At 54.8% G+C, this 16741-nt stretch carries 13 protein-coding genes; 4 read left to right on the top strand and 9 right to left on the bottom strand.

What is annotated here, in order from left to right:
* Positions 1-303: 303 nt before the first annotated feature.
* From CY652_RS07760 to CY652_RS07785, 6 genes are all read right to left on the bottom strand, one after another.
* Positions 304-1701 carry an HNH endonuclease gene (locus CY652_RS07760; protein ID WP_146010040.1) on the bottom strand — a complete coding sequence of 466 codons (1398 nt, stop codon included), beginning with the start codon at positions 1699-1701 and terminating at the stop codon, positions 304-306.
* Between the two features lie 154 nt (positions 1702-1855).
* Positions 1856-1990, bottom strand: a complete 135-nt coding sequence (locus CY652_RS24770; RefSeq protein ID WP_258002227.1) for a hypothetical protein — start codon at positions 1988-1990, stop codon at positions 1856-1858.
* A 144-nt stretch (positions 1991-2134) separates the two neighbouring features.
* Positions 2135-2611: a Mov34/MPN/PAD-1 family protein gene (locus tag CY652_RS25075; protein ID WP_102130141.1), complete on the bottom strand. Its 477-nt coding sequence runs from the start codon at positions 2609-2611 to the stop codon at positions 2135-2137.
* Positions 2599-4242, bottom strand: coding sequence for a ThiF family adenylyltransferase (locus tag CY652_RS07775; protein ID WP_102130142.1), 1644 nt, complete (start codon positions 4240-4242; stop codon positions 2599-2601). The genes CY652_RS25075 and CY652_RS07775 overlap by 13 nt, the downstream gene beginning before the upstream one ends.
* Positions 4239-5378, bottom strand: a complete 1140-nt coding sequence (locus CY652_RS07780; RefSeq protein ID WP_102130143.1) for a CBASS cGAMP synthase — start codon at positions 5376-5378, stop codon at positions 4239-4241. Before CY652_RS07780 ends, CY652_RS07775 begins: the two co-directional genes overlap by 4 nt.
* Positions 5372-6385 (bottom strand): CBASS cGAMP-activated phospholipase, encoded by a 1014-nt coding sequence (locus tag CY652_RS07785; protein WP_102130144.1) that lies wholly within the window; start codon positions 6383-6385, stop codon positions 5372-5374. The genes CY652_RS07780 and CY652_RS07785 overlap by 7 nt, the downstream gene beginning before the upstream one ends.
* Positions 6386-6476: 91 nt before the next feature.
* Between CY652_RS07785 and CY652_RS07790 the strand changes: the two genes are divergently transcribed.
* The 3 genes from CY652_RS07790 (at position 6477) to CY652_RS23875 (ending at position 8681) form a co-directional block, all read left to right on the top strand.
* A complete protein-coding gene (locus CY652_RS07790) occupies positions 6477-7385 on the top strand; it encodes a helix-turn-helix transcriptional regulator (RefSeq protein WP_102130145.1) in 909 nt (302 codons plus the stop codon).
* Positions 7386-7576: 191 nt separating this feature from the next.
* Positions 7577-8002 (top strand): hypothetical protein, encoded by a 426-nt coding sequence (locus tag CY652_RS07795; protein WP_102130146.1) that lies wholly within the window; start codon positions 7577-7579, stop codon positions 8000-8002.
* Positions 7995-8681 (top strand): hypothetical protein, encoded by a 687-nt coding sequence (locus CY652_RS23875; protein ID WP_146010041.1) that lies wholly within the window; start codon positions 7995-7997, stop codon positions 8679-8681. Before CY652_RS07795 ends, CY652_RS23875 begins: the two co-directional genes overlap by 8 nt.
* A 453-nt stretch (positions 8682-9134) precedes the next feature.
* Here CY652_RS23875 and CY652_RS07815 read toward each other — a convergent pair whose 3' ends face one another.
* Positions 9135-9353, bottom strand: a complete 219-nt coding sequence (locus CY652_RS07815; protein ID WP_102130150.1) for a DUF2188 domain-containing protein — start codon at positions 9351-9353, stop codon at positions 9135-9137.
* Positions 9354-9758: 405 nt separating this feature from the next.
* Here CY652_RS07815 and CY652_RS23880 point away from each other — a divergent pair, with 405 nt between their 5' ends.
* Positions 9759-12782 carry an NACHT domain-containing protein gene (locus tag CY652_RS23880; RefSeq protein WP_146010042.1) on the top strand — a complete coding sequence of 1008 codons (3024 nt, stop codon included), beginning with the start codon at positions 9759-9761 and terminating at the stop codon, positions 12780-12782.
* Between the two features lie 657 nt (positions 12783-13439).
* Here the strand turns inward: CY652_RS23880 and CY652_RS24775 are convergent.
* Complete coding sequence (locus CY652_RS24775) at positions 13440-13943, bottom strand: tyrosine-type recombinase/integrase (protein WP_258002228.1); 504 nt, start codon at positions 13941-13943, stop codon at positions 13440-13442.
* Positions 13944-13970: 27 nt separating this feature from the next.
* Positions 13971-16703: a P-loop NTPase fold protein gene (locus CY652_RS07835; protein WP_102130153.1), complete on the bottom strand. Its 2733-nt coding sequence runs from the start codon at positions 16701-16703 to the stop codon at positions 13971-13973.
* Between the last annotated feature and the right edge of the window lie 38 nt (positions 16704-16741).

Raw genomic sequence — 16741 nt, forward strand, 5'->3', positions numbered from 1 at the left:
AACGAGAGTCGGCCTCACAGGGCCCTTGGCGAAGTGTCACCTGCCGAATATGTCCGTCAGTTGGGCCTGCAGGCCCAACTGACGGACCAACAGAACGCCGAAGACTAACACTGCCTTTGGCACTGCAAGCCGGGGCCACTCACCATGCTTTCCTCGTCGGATGGTTGAGAATTTGACGGATGGTAGCAGGTTTGTTTCTTCCGAAGCGTATTGCTCCCGGCGGAGTTGGCAAGGGTGGATGTTTGGTTGATCTTGGAGGCTTTCTGCGGATTCAAATGCCTATCACGATAGCCACGAAGAAGACTAACCAGCCGACAATGTCGGGCCACGACGTTTGCGGCCCCGTGCACGAGGCGCCCACTTCAATGCGTCCTCAGCTTGTACCTCTTTCCGCGTTTTCCCCTTGATGTTCGGTAACGGAGGAACCCAGCTGTACCCGAACGACGCATCTTCAATACGTACCAGATCGGAGCCTGTGACTGCCTGGACACCCATGTTTGCGAGATGAAATGCGTTGGCGAGCCAGGATTTCAACTGGGACTTGCTCAGTATCGCCCCATCCCCCCATATCGATGTCTCTCCTTCTGCACGGCACAGCTGCTTGACGCTTTCCGGAATTGCTGCACTGTCAGGGTAGATTTCGAGAACACCCTGGTAAGTCGCAAAATTGGCCAGGGTTTCTGGTCTTTTCAGGCGCCTGCCACTTCCATTAATCCCTGATGCAACGATAGTCAGCTTTTGGAAGCAGTCTAGGAGAGCGCGATATTCGTGTTCACCGAGCACGACATGGCGAGGTTTGTACTGAGAGTCGATTTTGCGCTGCAGACTGACGATGGTGACGAACACATCCCGAAACCACCGTTGGGATTCGGTCCGCAATGGAATCACCATACCTCGCAGTTCTGCCACTTCAGCTGAATCCAGGTAGATGCCGTCGGCGGCCTTCATTGCGGAATCGGCTTCAGAGAGAGGTTCGCGTGGGCCCCTGTCGCTGAAAAAATATGAATTGGCCTCCACCCACCAGGCCGGCTGCCGTTTGCCGGAGGATATAACGGTGCTGCCATTTATCTGGATGCTGTCGCGGAAGTAGTCGATGGCCTCTCCAAGCGTCGTGTATATCGATGGAGCCCCCCCTTCTTCGAAGGCCTGCTTCATCGCCTGACGGACTCGGTCTTCCAGTTTTTTCCTTGAGATGGCCATGGCGCCGCGCCAGTCGGATGAGATGTCCTTCAGCTCGTCATGGCTGACATGGAGGACGTTCGTGCAGATTCTCGGATCAATGAGACTCATCTGGATTGCCTGCCTGGAGCCATTGAGTTTTTCCAGGACCGAGTGCAATCGTAGCGAGATGACACCGGCCGAAGAATTGATGGAATGCATCAAGGCAATTGACGAATCGATCAGGAAGTTGCGTTCCTTGTGGTTACAGTGCGTGCAGGATAGCTTGAGATTCACGAGATTGTCGACGTCCAGTCCCGGATAGTATTTCTCCATCACTTCTGGATGGCTACGGGGAATTATGTGTGCGACGTGATATTTTTCGCCGGAAATCGGATTGTTGCACGACGAGCATCTACTCCTGTAGAGATTAAGTACAACAGATCGACATTGTCTGTTGCGATAAAAGCCATTATATTTTGTAAAATCATCTACATTGAATATCGGGCTCATCTTTTCCCCTTCGTTATTTTTAAGGATCATGGAAATGGGCGCGTTTGCTCACGGAGATGGCATGCCGCCATGGAAGATCTCGATTAGCGTTGCCGTATTGCGCTATCCGGATCCTCGTAGCAGTTGTTGAGACCAGGTGTATCTTGGCGATTCGTGGGGCGATGCTTGGAATGGCTGCTGCAGGCTAGCGCGATTCTTCATCGCTGTACTCGTAATCGAAGCGCACGGATGCGGCAAATTCTCCGGTGGCGTTCCACGTCGCTGCATTTCTGCCGTGCATTCGCGCCAGCGCGAATGCTGAATTCATGGCTTCCCGCATGGTCTGCTCGTTACGCTCGTCAATGTATCCATGACAACGTGTGTGAGCTGGGAGCATGGTCAGCCTTGATACTCGGTACGAGTCGCCCAGCCTGTCGCACCACAGCTGAGCCGACGGGTCTGGGAGAACGATTGCAGGCCACGTCTATACATGCTCCGGCTGCAGTATCGTGTGTGGGAAATTCGGCTGTAGAGCGGCAACGTAGAGATGACGGGTTCCGACGATAACACTGAGCATAGTGGCGTTGCCCGTGTTGCGCGATGGGAGTTTGCTCCACTGATCAATATCGACGAGCGACGGGGAAGGAGTGACTTCTGGATGTGTATGCCATTCTCCGATGTATCCAATTGTGCCGAGGCTGCGCTTCCATAGTTCGACGGCGCGCTCCTGGTGGCCATGGCTCTCACGAACGAATGAAACGCGCGTACGGCGATCTGTTGGTTGCGGTTCAGTCGCGTGGGTCACTTCGAAGTGACTTCCGCGCCGGCGTCCGACGAGAATCCCTCCGGCCTCTGGTTGATGTCGGTCCTGACGATAAGCGAGGAGAATGTTGATCACAGTATCGGAGAATAGGACCAAAATTCGCTTGTCAGGTGTCGCCCACGAATTCATGCCCTGCATGCAGGGCAAGTTGGCCTGCGTTCAGGATTGGTATCGTCGTGCCCCTTTCGATATTGACCGTCAAGGATGTGTGTTCTCAGGCGGGGAGTCGGCGTGTCACGTACCCAATCGAGCATCATTTCAGTTCCGAGGCAGGCCGCGTGCATCGATACCGTGGCGGGGAAGGGGACATAAAGGCTTTCGCACCCATGGCCGGCGAGGCGCAGTGGGACTTCTCCCTCAACAACCGGATATAGGGCAGTTCTATCATCGCTCTTGAGGCATCGGACGCAGGCTGCACTATCGGAGTCACGTAACAGCCCGCGAACGGCCGTGCCGGGCCCTTCGATCCACACTGTAAGTGATGGCCTGAAATGCTGCCCCGTTAGCCGTTGAACGAGCAGGTGTCCGAGTGCTTCTTCGCCCGTCGCATCAATGACGAATTCCGCATTAAGCAGGTTGACTTGAAGTACGTCTGCAGGCAGCGGTCGGAGATTGGCACCAGGAGTGCCACGCTTCAATTCGTCAGCCAGAGCTGTCGCCTTGTTGTGAAGAACATGATTCATCCCGAGACGATGGCGACCGACGTTTTGAGGGAGGAGAACGTCGTAATCAACAAGCGCGAGTTCGCCTCCTCCGGTACCGGCTCCGGCCTTGACCAGGCACTCCGCGAGATAACCACCAATGGTTCCGCAGCCGACCAGCATGATGCGCTTGCCGGCAAGTGTCTGTTGCTCTGGAATGTTGCGCTGGGCGATATACGCATCGTCCATTCGCAAGCAATACAGTGGGATGATCTTGCTCGTGTAGACAACTTCAAGCGAAGATGGACGAGTCTGTTTGTCTCGCGCCTGGCGGTCATACACCACGATGAAGGCGTACTTGAACTTCGGAGATTCGACTACGCATAAAACGCTGTTCGCGCGCGTCTTGGCTTCGGCATGAATCACTTGCTCAAGCTTCTTGCGCGTCTTTGCGTGGAGCGCCGATTGCCAACGCAGCAATTCTGCGACTGTTCGCGGAGGCCACTGATCCTGGAGTGGGCGAGGGTGGGCTGGTGTGATGACACGACGGACGGCGACAGTATGCTTGTCGTCGATAGATGCGCCGATGGTCTTGAGCTTTTCGGCTGTTGCGGTGGGATCGTCAGTCACAGCAACGAACGGACGTGTGCTGTCACGGGAATTGAGCAGAATGGCGTGTAAAGGTCGAGTCGGATTGGCCCCGAAATCGAGCAGGCAGTGGCCTGCCACAGGCCAGTATGCAAAAAATTCTTCTTCAAGATCCGCTGTCGGCTCGCCGCGAAGGATTTGCCCGAGCACATGTTCGGCCCGTTCGATGCACGCCAGCACCTGACCATCTGGGTCAAAAACATCAAGCGTAATAGAACCCGCTGCGGCATAGCAAAGGAATCCGCCGCCGATGATGTGCGGTGAGACAGGTTTTAGCCGTTCCGGAACCGGTGTCAGGTGAATCTGCGGTAACCGTTGACTGCTCGGGTCGACGGATAGTTTCACCGGATATGCGATGCCGTCTACATGTAGCGCCCCCTCGAACAGGTACCACTTGTCCGGCGTACGCCCTTTGTAGAGAAAGCCGCGTTGTGCGAGCGCGCGGGATATGCGCGCACCACTCGTGTCATCGGCGTTCATCCGGCCTGGCTCCTGCCCACGAGCGGCGACGCCACCGCGCTGACGGGTGTCGCAAGCACGGTTGCCGCGACAGAGGCAATCTTAATCCGCGACGGTGCGTTCGGGAATCTCGGGCCGAATTGTTGAATCATCCACGTGCATGCCTGGTTGGAACTGCTGGAACCCAGTGCACCGCGAAGGAACGTCTCGAAGAGTTCGATTTTACCGGCGGCTTCTTCGACTCCATCGCGACCCAGGCGGTCCGTCAGCGACTCGCCCGTGTCGACAGGATTCGATACGCCGTCGCGCAGCACGGAAGGGAGCTTGTCGACCAGGTCCAGAAGCGCGAGATCATCTCGGCGATCGCGCGAGTCGAACACTGGGGCCGAAGCAGCCATCAACAGGATGGAGGATGGGCCGCCGGATACCCACTGCCAGTCGCGGAACGCCTTGAGATACCGGACGATTCGTCGGAACTGTTCGCCGTGTCGTTCCACTTCATCAAGAAACCAGTCCTTCACGGGGCGGGGGTCAGACTTCGCCCAGTTGTCTTCGCGGTGAGCCAGGAGCACGTGATCACGAGGCAACGCAGTCCACGCGTCGCGCTCGGCTGCCGAAACGGCCGAGTCCAGGGCGATGTACCCATACTGGCTGAGCGCGGCCTTCTGAAGTTTGTCGAACTCGTCGTCCGGAATCGCATACAGTGGAATGTCGACGTGTGCGAAAGCCGAGATTTCGATCCGGATGCAGGTTGGTTTGTCGGTGATGAGCTTCCAGCCACGCGCCCGAACGAGCGGGCGCAACGCCTCTTCTGCTGCGGCGAAGAAGATCGCGCTGGCGACACTCGGCCTGGCCGTTTGCGAAACGAAGCTGAGAGGCAGATACGTCCCGTCGTCGACATCGGCTTGCTGTGGGTGCTGCGCCGGTGCGTTAAGCGTCTTGTACGCCCAGGAGCCCTGCGTGAAGAAGCGCGGTCGCACTGTCGGGCCAGTGTAGCCGTGATTGCGCAGTACCCGCATCAAATTTTCCCGCAGGCAAATCCGCACTGCGGACTTCGCTTCCGCGATGAAGGATCGCTCCTGGAGCGTCAATTCGATGTTCGACAGCAGCGTCGAATCCTCGACGGTCGAATGGAACAGTGAACTCAGATTCAACACGATACGGCTCCTGCGTTTTTGTTAGCCCCGTGGTAGAACATGGGTGGTGTTGCCAGGTGATTTCGGAACGCTTCGAGTGCCGGGTCGCCGAGCGCACGCTGGGCGGCGTGCGCCCCTCGTTCCCGGAGAACATGAGTTGCCCCCGCTGTAACGACATCGAGTTTCTCGATGTCCCTGCTCTGGTCCGGCGTGGCGTTATCGTCTATCCGGAAGTAGTTGCTTCCGAGAACATGGGTCAACATGTCGTGGACTGCGCTTTCCTGAGCCGAAATGACAAGATCGAAAATCCTGGCGCCCCACAGGAATATTCCTCGATCAAGGCGTGCAGAACCGCGCACCGTGGCGCCGCGCGTCATCGTTCCGATGGAAAGAACCCTGACCGGAACGTTGTCGTCGACGCGAAGTAGCCGTCGCGCCTCGTGCAGCCCGACGAAGCCAGGCGAGTTGGCGACGAGGCCGCCATCCGCGAATACCCCAACGCCGTCGATTCGGTGCAGCGGAAAGTATGTCGGGGCCGCCGCAGTTGCCAGTCCGACGTCGACGAGGCTGCGTTGATGATCGGCTTCGTACTTCGGTAGATGTGGTGTCTTGAAGAACTGACCGCCTCCCTTGCTGTAGTTGACCGCAGGGATCAACACCCGGTGTCGAAGGTCGCCAATCGTCTTCGTTCCAAGTTTCTCGGTGAGAACGTCTCGAAGTCCAGCGGGGGAGTGCTTGGCTATCACCCATTTTCCGATGGTCCGGCGCAGCAAATCTCGAGAATCGAAGATTCGCTTGCCGTCGCGCAGGAACATCGTCTCCAATTCTTCGGCCGGAATTTCTGCAGCCAAACCCAACGCGAGTAAGCCCCCGGCAGAAGTCCCGCAAATAAGGTCGAAGTGCCTGGCAAGCGGTTGCCCAAACGACTGTTCGAGCCGCCGCAGGATCGTAGCTGTGTACAGGCCGCGGTAGCCTCCGCCTGACAGGGCAAGGATGTGAAACGGCTTCAGGTTCTGCTGGTTGTCCATGCGCGAGCTACAATGGAGATGTGTGCGTAGCTTTATTATACGCATAATTTTTAGATTAGTATAATTTCTATATTTGTGGCACACTCCGGGCATGAACAGGAAACCGGAAACGAACGCCACGCCGGGCGGTGGCGAGCCAAAAACAGGGTCACGTTGGGGGCAAGAGCGTAGGCTTGAGTTCATCGACTTTCGGCTGCAATGGGAAGGGCGTTTGAATCGCGGCGATCTCACGGACTTTTTTGGCATATCCATCCCTCAGGCATCCCTGGACATTTCGAGGTATCAGTCGGTATGCCCCCAAAATATGGAGTACGATCGCAGCACAAAGATGTATGTGGCGATGCCGGACTTCAAACCGGTCTTTCCGGTGAGCCATCCATCGCGTTATCTGAATGAACTGCTGGCGACTGCCACGGGGGTGCTGCCGAGGGATGCGACTTTTGTCGGATGGTGGCCGTCCGTAGCGGTCGTGCCAGTACCAACCCGGATTCTTGATGTCAATGTGCTGACCGCACTGCTCAGGGCAATTCGGGAACGCCAGGGTCTGCGAATTCAATATCAGTCGATGTCACGCCCCGAAGCTATCAGTAGAGTCATTACGCCCCATGCGATTGCCTTCGACGGCTTCCGTTGGCACGTGAGGGCGTATTGCCATATCCGGGAGTTATTCCTCGACTTTGTGATCGCTCGCATTTTGCGCGTCGAAGCTACGGAGCAGCCTGGTCCTGGGCAGGAAGAGGACCACGAATGGAATACGGTCGTCACGTTAGAAATTATTGCTAACCCCGGGCTTGGCGAGCAGCGTCGGCGTGTTGTCGAGCTGGACTATGGTATGGAAGATGGTCAAATCGATCTGCGTTGCAGGCAATCTCTCCTTTTCTATACTCTCAGGCAGCTTGGACTGGACGATAGCAGCGCCAGGCGTCCAGAGGTACAGCAAATAGCGCTGAAGAATCGCTCCGCAATTGAAGGGTTTAGGAAGCCGCGGACAAGTGAGTAGGCGTGGATGTGCGGCCAACCTCACCGTATCCGCGAACGGATTGCTGATCTTTTCCGAGAAGCTTCCGATTTACAACCACTAACAGGACGTTGCTGCTGGCTTGGGGTCTAGGAGCTGCATCCAGTCGATGTTGAGATCCAACGACGCGGATGGCCGCGATCTGCGAAAGGACAACGATTACCTGAATTCCTATGGACATCGCAAAGATTGAAACAACGGAGCAACTTAAGCAACTTGGCTCCATTGAAGAGATACGCAGGAAGCTCGAAGAAATAGTCAACCCGCTTCAAGTGGGCGCCACGACGTATGCTGGGCTTATGGACGTCGTGCGAATTTTGCAAAAAAATTGGTTGGGTTTTCACGCTGGGCCTTTCGTTTCACGGCAGGCCGAACTGGTCTTCTATCTGACACGGCTAGACGGCGAGCAACGGAACAAGCTCCTCGGAATTACAGACGAGCATTACCGAGACAAAGACTTAGCTCGAAAATGGTTCCGTTCGCTCCGTCAACAAGTACATAGTGATCGGGGGGGCGACGACGCAGCCTTTCTCATTCTGCAAGAACTCTACGATGTTATGACCGAATCTGGCGAAGGCGACGGAGGCGGTGATGACTAAGGAGAATCTTCCAGTTATTCACTCTGCGCAAGAGTTGGATATCAAGTTTCCAGAGGCGAAAGGCTATATTCCACCAAAGGACGCAGCTAAGACGCAGGCACTGATCCAATCCGGCTGCGTCTTTACAGGCGATGGTCAGACATTTGTGCCAACGAAAGGTCTGTCACATTTGCTCGCAACGGATCAGCCGGGCGTCAATAAGTTCGTCAATGATCTGCCGAATACGGACAAGACTCGCAGGGGCGAAGACCGGTTTGTTACCACCGCTTCCTTGCAAAAGGAGGTATCGCGGCGTATCCAGGAGCCGAGAGATGTCGACAAACGTGAGCGGCTCAAGGACACTGAGGCTTGCCTCATTGCTTTCCGCGATCATCCCGAGTTAGATAAACGTCGAGCAATCAACGAACTGCAGAATCGCAAGGAGCTTCCAAAGCTGAAGCAGCAGATTCTCAATGCAAGGGGCATCACAACCTGCGAGGTTAGTGGTGAGCCGTTGCAGCCGAACGCTGCGGTTCACCACATCGAACGGCAAGCAGATCAACCGAACAAGAGTTTGGATCCCGATAACCTGCTTCTGGTAAATCCTGGGCCACATGGCAAGATTCACGAAGCGGAAGCTCACTCTCCCGAAGCTTTAGACGATCTGGCAAAACAAGAAGGTTGGCCGTACAAGCGGTAATCTATCTCGTATCGCGATGTAGAACCCCATCGCAAAAAGTAACTCTGTCGACGGCCAGGGTAGCGTCGGGGCCGCATCCTACGTCGATGTACTGGGAGTCGGCGCTCTGATACTGGTTCGCGGCGGGTCGCAGCCAGGGACGATTTGCCAACACCGCGGTCTCCGTAGATAAAATGTGCCGCCCGGAGGCGAAGAGCGCCTTCTCTATCCGATCGAGTTCCTGCTGACGACCAAATAGATGCTCAACACTCTGTATGGGCTGCGAGGCGAAAAGAACTTCGTTCAAGCGCGTCCCGAACAGGTATTTGTCAAACCCGGAGACGGCCATAATTTTGGTTATCGGTTGGCTGTTGCTGGCTTTGAGCCAGGAAATCTCTGTCTATTTGGTTGTTACCGTGCCACCTAGGGGCGATGCAAGGCGATAAGCGAAGAACTTGGCTCGATGGTCGCGCATTATTCCTTTCGCCACTTGTCCGGGTTCCCGCCGTTCGTGTTACGAACCCGTTCGATATGGATCGCGGCGTCCGGGTTCAACTGCTTCGCTCGGTCAATTGCCTGCCCTTGGGTTGGCGCGACTGCGCTAGCTCTGTCGGAGCCCGGTTTCCGGACGGCGTAGTCCCCTTGGGAACGGCGTTCGACGTACAGGTTGTTGCTATCTTTTTTGTTGCTCATGACTGAACTCGCGAAAAAGTTTGCACACAGGAAGCACAACCCAAGTTACTTCCTAGAATATACTGCATATAGGTGAGAATGGCAAGGGTGGCACTATATATGGTTATTTTTCGATAATTGGGGTTATAACACCGGTCGTCGGGCTCAGCGGCAAGACTGTCCTGCGCTCGAAGAGCAGAGGCATCGAATCACCGGATTGGGGCGGTTGCCGGCGACCGTGCTGATGGTCTCTCCGTGCCACGTCGATCGATAATGAATTCGCAAACCTTGCGTACCCAGTCCTGCCGCCTCGGGACCATATCAATCCCGGTCCGCTTCTGTCCGATAGAGGTGTGGCAGAGTAAAAGATTTCTGGATAGCGGCCGTTAAACTTGCAGGTGTACATTTGCTCATTGGCTAACCAAAATGAATAGTCCAGATGGTGGGGCAGCGCAACCCGAATCAATAGTCCCGTTGAATTTCGATGCTCAATCAATACTCGGAGTAGTCGAAAAGCTGTGGACTTCGATTGTTGGCCATCACCCGCTCACCTTGACAAATATCGTCCTGATTGTCTGGCTGATCATTGGGCTAATTCGGATAATCGCCTCAGCGCTTGGATGGATAAACAAGGCTTTGGCGCAGTGGACCATGTTCGCGGATAACTGGGGCTTGAGCGCGGGTGAGCAAGGGCCCGCGCGGCGCGAACGACAACATATCTGCGACGTACTCAAGCATCGCATTGAGAGTCTGAATCATGCTGAATCATGGAGCAGCATACCCTTTACCGACCTGGAGGCCGAAATTGAGGTCGAGGGTCAGCAATACAATTCCGCGCTCGCCAAGCTGCTGGATAGACCGACTGATGGTCGGCGTAAAGTCAATCGCCTTGTAAATGCAATTCAGAACAGCAAGGCTAGCCGGATTTTGCTTGTTGGAGAACCGGGAAGTGGTAAGAGCATTGCGCTGCGAACGCTGGCGATGGATCTCGGCCTGCTGGCAAGAAAGGCCCGTGGCTCGTATGTCATCCCGCTCTATGTCAATCTCCGCGGACTGGAAAAAATTTCGGACGTGCCTCCGACGGCACAGGGAATCGAAGCGTTTGTGCGGTCCAATGCAGTTGTAGACAGTGTTGCTGCCAAATTTGTGCAGAAGCATTGGGATGAGTATCTCCGAGACGGGAAGTGGTGTTTCCTGCTCGACTCCTTTGACGAAATTCCCGCCGTTTTGCATGAGGGCAACGGGTCAAAGGTTGTTCGGCAGTATGCCGAGGCGATCCAGGCATTTGCAGACGTCACTGGGCGTTGTCGCGTCATGGTGGCATCACGTGAATACAAGGCTCCGCCACTGGAAAAATGGACGCGCTTTCACGTCCTTCCGCTTTCAACCGAGCGTCAGGAGAGAATGATCGCCCAGTCGCTGGCGAATCGGGAGAGTCGTCGCGCGGTGAGAAGTTATATTGCGGAACGGGGCGGCGATGCTTTCAGAAATCCGATGTTCCTTGCTCTGTTGTGCGCCGACATCACAGCGGAAGGGCAACTTCCACGCAATGATCTTGACTTGCTTAATCGACATCTTGAGAACCTGACATCGGATGGGAGCGAACTGCCGGGCGTGGATGTTTCGTCCGGGGAAGCCCTCGACATGGCCCGGCACGTTGCGCGTGTACTTGCGGTCAACAGGGAGCTCGGACTTGCTCCGTCGGTTCAGCAGTTAAGTCATCACCTCCGCGAAACCTTCATCGACGAAGACCGGATTCGCCAATTGCTCGATGCGCTGGTATTTATGAAGGTTTTGCGAACTGACACGTGGCTAAGCAGCAAAGAGACTTCCCATTTCGCTTTCGTACACAGGCGTTACCAAGAGGCACTTGTTGTTCAGCAAGTTGCGACCCAGGCGTTGCCTGTCGCAAGCGAGACAATGCTCTGCGACGGACGCTGGAGGGAATATGCGGTTACGCTCTTTCAGACACAGCCGGCCTGCATCATTCAGCCTTATCTGGATGACGCGATTAAGCGACTCCCAGTGCTTGCTGCTGAAGTCACAACCGTCGCTAGTAGTTTCGGTGGAGAAAAGTTCGAGTACTTTGCTCTGGAAGATTCGACATACGCGCACGTGCTGAAACTGCTTCAAGACGGATTGCGCAACCGACATGACATACGTCCCGATGCGCTGTCGTTGGTCGTCGAGGAAACACTAGACCCGTTTTGGTCGAGCGGGGATCTCGTGAACCAGCATACAGCACTGAGACTCTACGGTCTTGCCAGCGCAGCACAAATAGAACGTAAGACATCCGAAGTGATACAGGAGCCCTCGGAACTTGAGCACCGGATTGCCTTTGAGAATCTGAGCTATCTCGGGAACCTTTCTTCTGACCTTGCTGCGTGGGTCAGACTCTCACTTGCCAACCAGATACTGGATGCGAGGAAACTCGCAGATCTTTGGCGCATCGAGGCAGTTGTTGCTCGTCTCCCATCGTCCATAGGCGCTGAGAATATTTGGAAACGGTGCAGGCGGCTACGACGTCCGATAGTCTTGGCGTACTTGGTTGTTAAACCTTTGGTACCAATCGCTGGGCTGTTTGTGAAGTCTCTCGGCTTGATCGGTCAACCGGCGCCGGCCATGCGGCGGGCGGCGCACCCGAACGGAAAATCTATCAACCGAAGCATATTTTCTTTTGTGATGCTGCTGTTGTGGGCGGGTTTGGCTTTGGCCTCGCTGACAGTCGTCCTCAGCTATTTTGCGAAAATCAGGGTTGGCCTATTTCTATGGGCGTCGCTTGCCTTGGCGTGGACGTATGCGATTCGCACCAGCATCTGCTACATGCTGCGGAACACGCCAACGAGATTGACGCCCGAAACGATATTGGGCGCGGCCAGGCATTGGTACAAGACCCGACGACCGCGGTACGGTGCAATGCTTCGATCGGCCGCAAAGATAGCGCTCGTGATCGTGGGACTTATTGGGATAATCGGATCGGGGCTATATGGGCTGAGTCGATGGACAGGAATACCACTGCCGGTGATATTCATGGCCCTATACGGCATAAGTGTTTTGAGCGTCCTTGTTGCTATTCCCGTTGGTATGCTGAAGAAGCGAGCTAGTTTCAATACCCTTCGTCGTCGCCGCGCCGAACTAAAGCAAATCGGCCGCTGTGAGAGCGATGTGCTGGTGGAAGCTCGCGGTCCGCTAGAAGTTCGTTGGTGGTTGTCGTCTGCACGTGAGGAACTGCTGTCCAAGGAGGTGGTTCGCCGCTCGTTTATTTCGTGGATCGTCCGCCAACCCGTTGATACGGGCTGGCGGAGCGGCGCAAAGCAGGAAAATCTGAGGCGGCTAGCGTGGGATGAGATCGAAGAAGTCGTGTCGACGGCATATCTGAAATGGCAAATCGTAGATGACCTTGCGGCTGCCGAACCAGACGGTCCTAAAGAAGCGATTATTGTGGACTAGGCTGCAATACTGGCCCAGCAACACGAAATTCTTACCCAGGAAGTTAGAAGGGGAGCGTGTTGCGAGCCTCGCCCGGTTGAATCTCGGCGACAAATTTCCGCGAGGCGGAACTGGGTTGCTGGGTATACGCCGTCACGCACTGATCTGCGCTCGTACTTACACCAAGCGCAGATTGCGGACGCGAACGTGCAATGTATCGCCGTAGTCCAGTGGGGATGCCAGCTGACATCGTGGCTTCAACCTGATCGGCCGTTGCGCCACGTCGTTCGAGGGCAGAGAGGCCTTCATCGGTGAGGTTTGATGGGGTCGAGAAATTTGCTTGTGACGCGGGGTTCGACTCCCAGTCCGGACCCGATTCGGCACCCACGATTCACTCTCCAGAGAGTGGATCGCCTCGACGCCGGAAAAATTGCCTGCTACTCAGGCAGTTTTTCGTTTGGTCGATTTATGCTTTATTCGCGTCCGATTGGCCAATTTATGTTTTCCTGAGGCAGCTCCTTGCGGCATAACTGCCTGCGTAGCGGACATCTTATGCTTTACTCCGAGGACGGATTATGATCAACGGCACAGGTTAGGCGTGATGTCACAGGCCTTTCCTGCTCTGTGTCACAAAAATCCGCCTCCCTGTGTGCCCAAAGTGTGCCCATTTTTTGCGGGTCATACAACGGCCAGCGTCACGCCGTGGGCGGTGTCGACGCGATCGAGCGGCACCGCGTCGGCGTGCACGCTGAGATGTTCCGGCGCGAGATGCGCGTACCGCAGGACCATCTCGTAGCTTGCCCAACCACCCAACTCCATCAGCCGGTTAAGCGGCGTGCCGCCCTGCACGTGCCAGCTCGCCCACGTGTGACGCACGTCGTGGAAGCGGAAATGCCGGATGCCAACCCGCTTGCATGCGGCATTCCATTGCTTGCTGTCGAAGTACGGATCCGCCTCACCATCGCGCGTGAAAACGCGAGTCGGATGCTTGCCCATATCTGCCAGCGTACCGTGGCTATTGCATCGGCATTCAGCGGCACGCCGATCGGCTTGCGTGCCTTTGCCTGGTCCGCATGGACCCATGTGCTCTGCAACGGAAGGAGAATGACGGTGATCAGTAATTAATGCAGCTGCCGTTGTTTTGAAGCGGTAGGTTGAACTTCGGTTTTCACTGACGACCATAGTCGACTCAGCAGGGTGTATTTACAACTAAATGTCCGTCTGCTCGCTTGAGGGTGAAGAGGGCGATTCGACAGGTTTTATGACTTGAGCAAGCAAGTTTCGAACAACATCTGCACCTTGCCCGATGAGTAGGCTCAACTCTGACGAGTCGAGGTTTCCATATAATTCCATCCTTGCGGCACTGAGAAAGTCCGCATCGTCACATAACCCAGATATAATCATTTCAAGTATTTCGTTCGATCCAGAGGAGATCGATGCGATAATTGGAAGGACGTCATATATTTTTGTTCGAGCAATGAATTCTGCGCTGACCTTGGCAGCGATGCTTGAAGTCGAGGACATTCCCTTAAATAGACCTGCGATACTGTTTGTAAACATTAAGGCAATGCTTTTATTGGGAAAATTTTTTGTGAGACCATCCTGCGTCCAGATATAAAGCAACGAAAGGCGAATGAAATTTTCGTCAAGGATGATGGATCCTCCTTTGGGATCGTTCATGCTCCATGAAACGAATTTACCTTCGTTTGCCAATTCTTTCAGGAAGGGTCTTGTGTACTCGTTCGATACCTCTAGGAGGTAGGTCAGGCAAACTATTATTTCGGATCGAGGTAAGTCGGCTCGTGTGCGAATGATCGCGCCGATCTTCCTTGTTACGAGATCGAAAAAACCGGAGCCTCTTGCTCGCAATCCCTGTTGTAGAACTGTTCCTGCACGGTTGTCGATGTGCATCGGCAACGATTCACTCGCAATCCAGTCGGCGAGCTTGTCGTCATCTGTTGAAATATCGATCATATCCAGTATGAAGCCCGGAGATGTGTCCGCTTCCAGTCCCGCACAGATAATCGCCCAGCGTTCAATGGGGGCCGGCAATAAAATACGTTGACCGGCCATAATATCGATGCACGCGTGTACCTCCTCGACAGAGAGTAGCTCTACAAGGGATCTTGTCCAGTTGTCCCACGCGGCAGCGGCAATAGAACTGTTCGCTTCAGGAATTGCGGAAATTTGGTGCAGAAGACGGTTTACTGTAGGTGCGGCGACGGTGCTGTCATTCGTCAGCTTGAGATAGGCACTTACGCCGTCAGCTATGCTAGGGTTAGATAGATCGAGAGACTGGAGGCGCTTCATGATCTCGTCGATTCTTGGACGAATATGGGCCAGGAAGTTCGTCGGGATGCCATCGGAGAGTTCAGAATCGGTGAACATGGCCAACGCACGTAAAAACGCAAAGAAGATCACCTGTTCTCTCTGCGCCTCCTCAGTCGACTGAGACATCCTGGAGAAGCGCTCGATTAAATGACGATCAAGAATGTCCTGCGCGGCCGGGGTGGCATGGAGAATCTTGGAAAGTTCGTCCGGGCTACCCATTTCTAGGGCTCTGGTTAGATTCGGCATAATCAGCAAATATAGCGAATCCGCCGACTTTTCCGCGTGAAGGAACAAAGTCGCGAAATCCTGTTCTATGGCTGGCGAGTAGAGTACATTGGCCAACTCCACAGGTACCTGCCATGGCTGGGTTCTCGTCAAGTCCCGAGACAGGATGTACGCAGCCAGCGTAGATAACGGCATATCGCCTTGTCGCTCTGTAAAAAGAGCGACGAGTTCGTTCACGAATACGATCAGCTTTCTGGGTGTCGGTGCAGCACCAGCTGTAATAGAGTGCAGCAGTCGTGCAATGACCTCGTAGCTGCCATCTACGTCCGCACCGAAACAGTCTTCAAGCTTTTGGGCCAGAAAATCTTTCCACGACCGCAACATGGGGAGTGGTAGTGACATGCGTACCTGAAAGACTTTTTCGAGTATATTGGTACTGCCTTGGGCCGGATTTGCCTCGTTTGTGCTGGCGAGCTTCGAGAAATGACTTTCGTTGGCAATGGGAACGAGTAGCCATAGTCGTTTGAACCATTTGCTTTCACGAAATACGGGGTTGTCGAGGAATGACCGGAGCAGCGTCCAGACTTGCTTTGCCTCATCAAACTCTATGCGATCCAGATTATCAACGACGATGACGAGTTTGCGTTTTGGATGCTCACGGGGATTCAGCACGTCCATCATCAATCGTTCGAATTCCTCCTGAAATTCAATAGAGGTTGGTTCTGGGTCAGTCAACGTCTCGGTCGTCTCATCCAGCGTGGATCTGGTCAGCAGAACACGAAGGTCCGGCGCGCTCGCGCCTAAAACGAGTGAGAATAAGACAGCTGCACTTAATCCGATTAACCACCATAACTGAGGAGTTGGCAAATCCTGAAGCATCTTCGCCAGTAAGCTGTATGCTGCGGGAGCAAGCAGTGCGCACGTCACGCCGAGCGCCAATACGAGGCGCGAACGCCATGTAAGTTGTGGCCATGATAATTTGGTGACACGCCTACTTTTTCCTGCCATTGTCACGAGTTTCTGTTTCCAGTTCCGCTCGGAATCAGACTCTGGCCGAATCCATCCGCATGCAAGAAGATCCTTGACAAGGCTTTCGAAGAATGCGCGTCGTAGGCCATCGCCGGAGTGAACCCACACGTCATAGACAAACATCCAGGTAGCGGGATTCTTCTCGTGCTGTGGCGTTTGATCCTTGGACAAAAGCCTCTTGAGGATTTGTATAACCGTCGACTTGCCGGTACCCCAATCACCGTCAAGTCGGATGCTCTTGCCCCCTTCCGACGTGTCAATCAACGCGGCAAGTGCGGTCGCGATCCTCTCATGCGTGCCGAGCGAATCTTCAGTCGCTGGTTCATCGGAAAGTAGCTTGGGCTGCCGGAATGTCATCTGAGTCAAATTATTTTGAGATTGATCGCAAGTTTCTG

The organism is Burkholderia sp. WAC0059 (genome assembly GCF_002870125.1).
GTDB lineage: Bacteria > Pseudomonadota > Gammaproteobacteria > Burkholderiales > Burkholderiaceae > Paraburkholderia.

Excerpts from the sequence above, each read along its gene's own strand:
- CY652_RS07760 (WP_146010040.1), bottom strand. The coding sequence starts at position 1,701 with ATGATCCTTAAAAATAACGAAGGGGAAAAGATGAGCCCGATATTCAAT.
- CY652_RS24770 (WP_258002227.1), bottom strand. The coding sequence starts at position 1,990 with ATGCGGGAAGCCATGAATTCAGCATTCGCGCTGGCGCGAATGCACGGC.
- CY652_RS25075 (WP_102130141.1), bottom strand. The coding sequence starts at position 2,611 with ATGCAGGGCATGAATTCGTGGGCGACACCTGACAAGCGAATTTTGGTC.
- CY652_RS07775 (WP_102130142.1), bottom strand. The coding sequence starts at position 4,242 with ATGAACGCCGATGACACGAGTGGTGCGCGCATATCCCGCGCGCTCGCA.
- CY652_RS07785 (WP_102130144.1), bottom strand. The coding sequence starts at position 6,385 with ATGGACAACCAGCAGAACCTGAAGCCGTTTCACATCCTTGCCCTGTCA.
- CY652_RS07790 (WP_102130145.1), top strand. The coding sequence starts at position 6,477 with ATGAACAGGAAACCGGAAACGAACGCCACGCCGGGCGGTGGCGAGCCA.
- CY652_RS07795 (WP_102130146.1), top strand. The coding sequence starts at position 7,577 with ATGGACATCGCAAAGATTGAAACAACGGAGCAACTTAAGCAACTTGGC.
- CY652_RS23875 (WP_146010041.1), top strand. The coding sequence starts at position 7,995 with ATGACTAAGGAGAATCTTCCAGTTATTCACTCTGCGCAAGAGTTGGAT.
- CY652_RS07815 (WP_102130150.1), bottom strand. The coding sequence starts at position 9,353 with ATGAGCAACAAAAAAGATAGCAACAACCTGTACGTCGAACGCCGTTCC.
- CY652_RS23880 (WP_146010042.1), top strand. The coding sequence starts at position 9,759 with ATGAATAGTCCAGATGGTGGGGCAGCGCAACCCGAATCAATAGTCCCG.
- CY652_RS24775 (WP_258002228.1), bottom strand. The coding sequence starts at position 13,943 with ATGGTCGTCAGTGAAAACCGAAGTTCAACCTACCGCTTCAAAACAACG.
- CY652_RS07835 (WP_102130153.1), bottom strand. The coding sequence starts at position 16,703 with ATGACATTCCGGCAGCCCAAGCTACTTTCCGATGAACCAGCGACTGAA.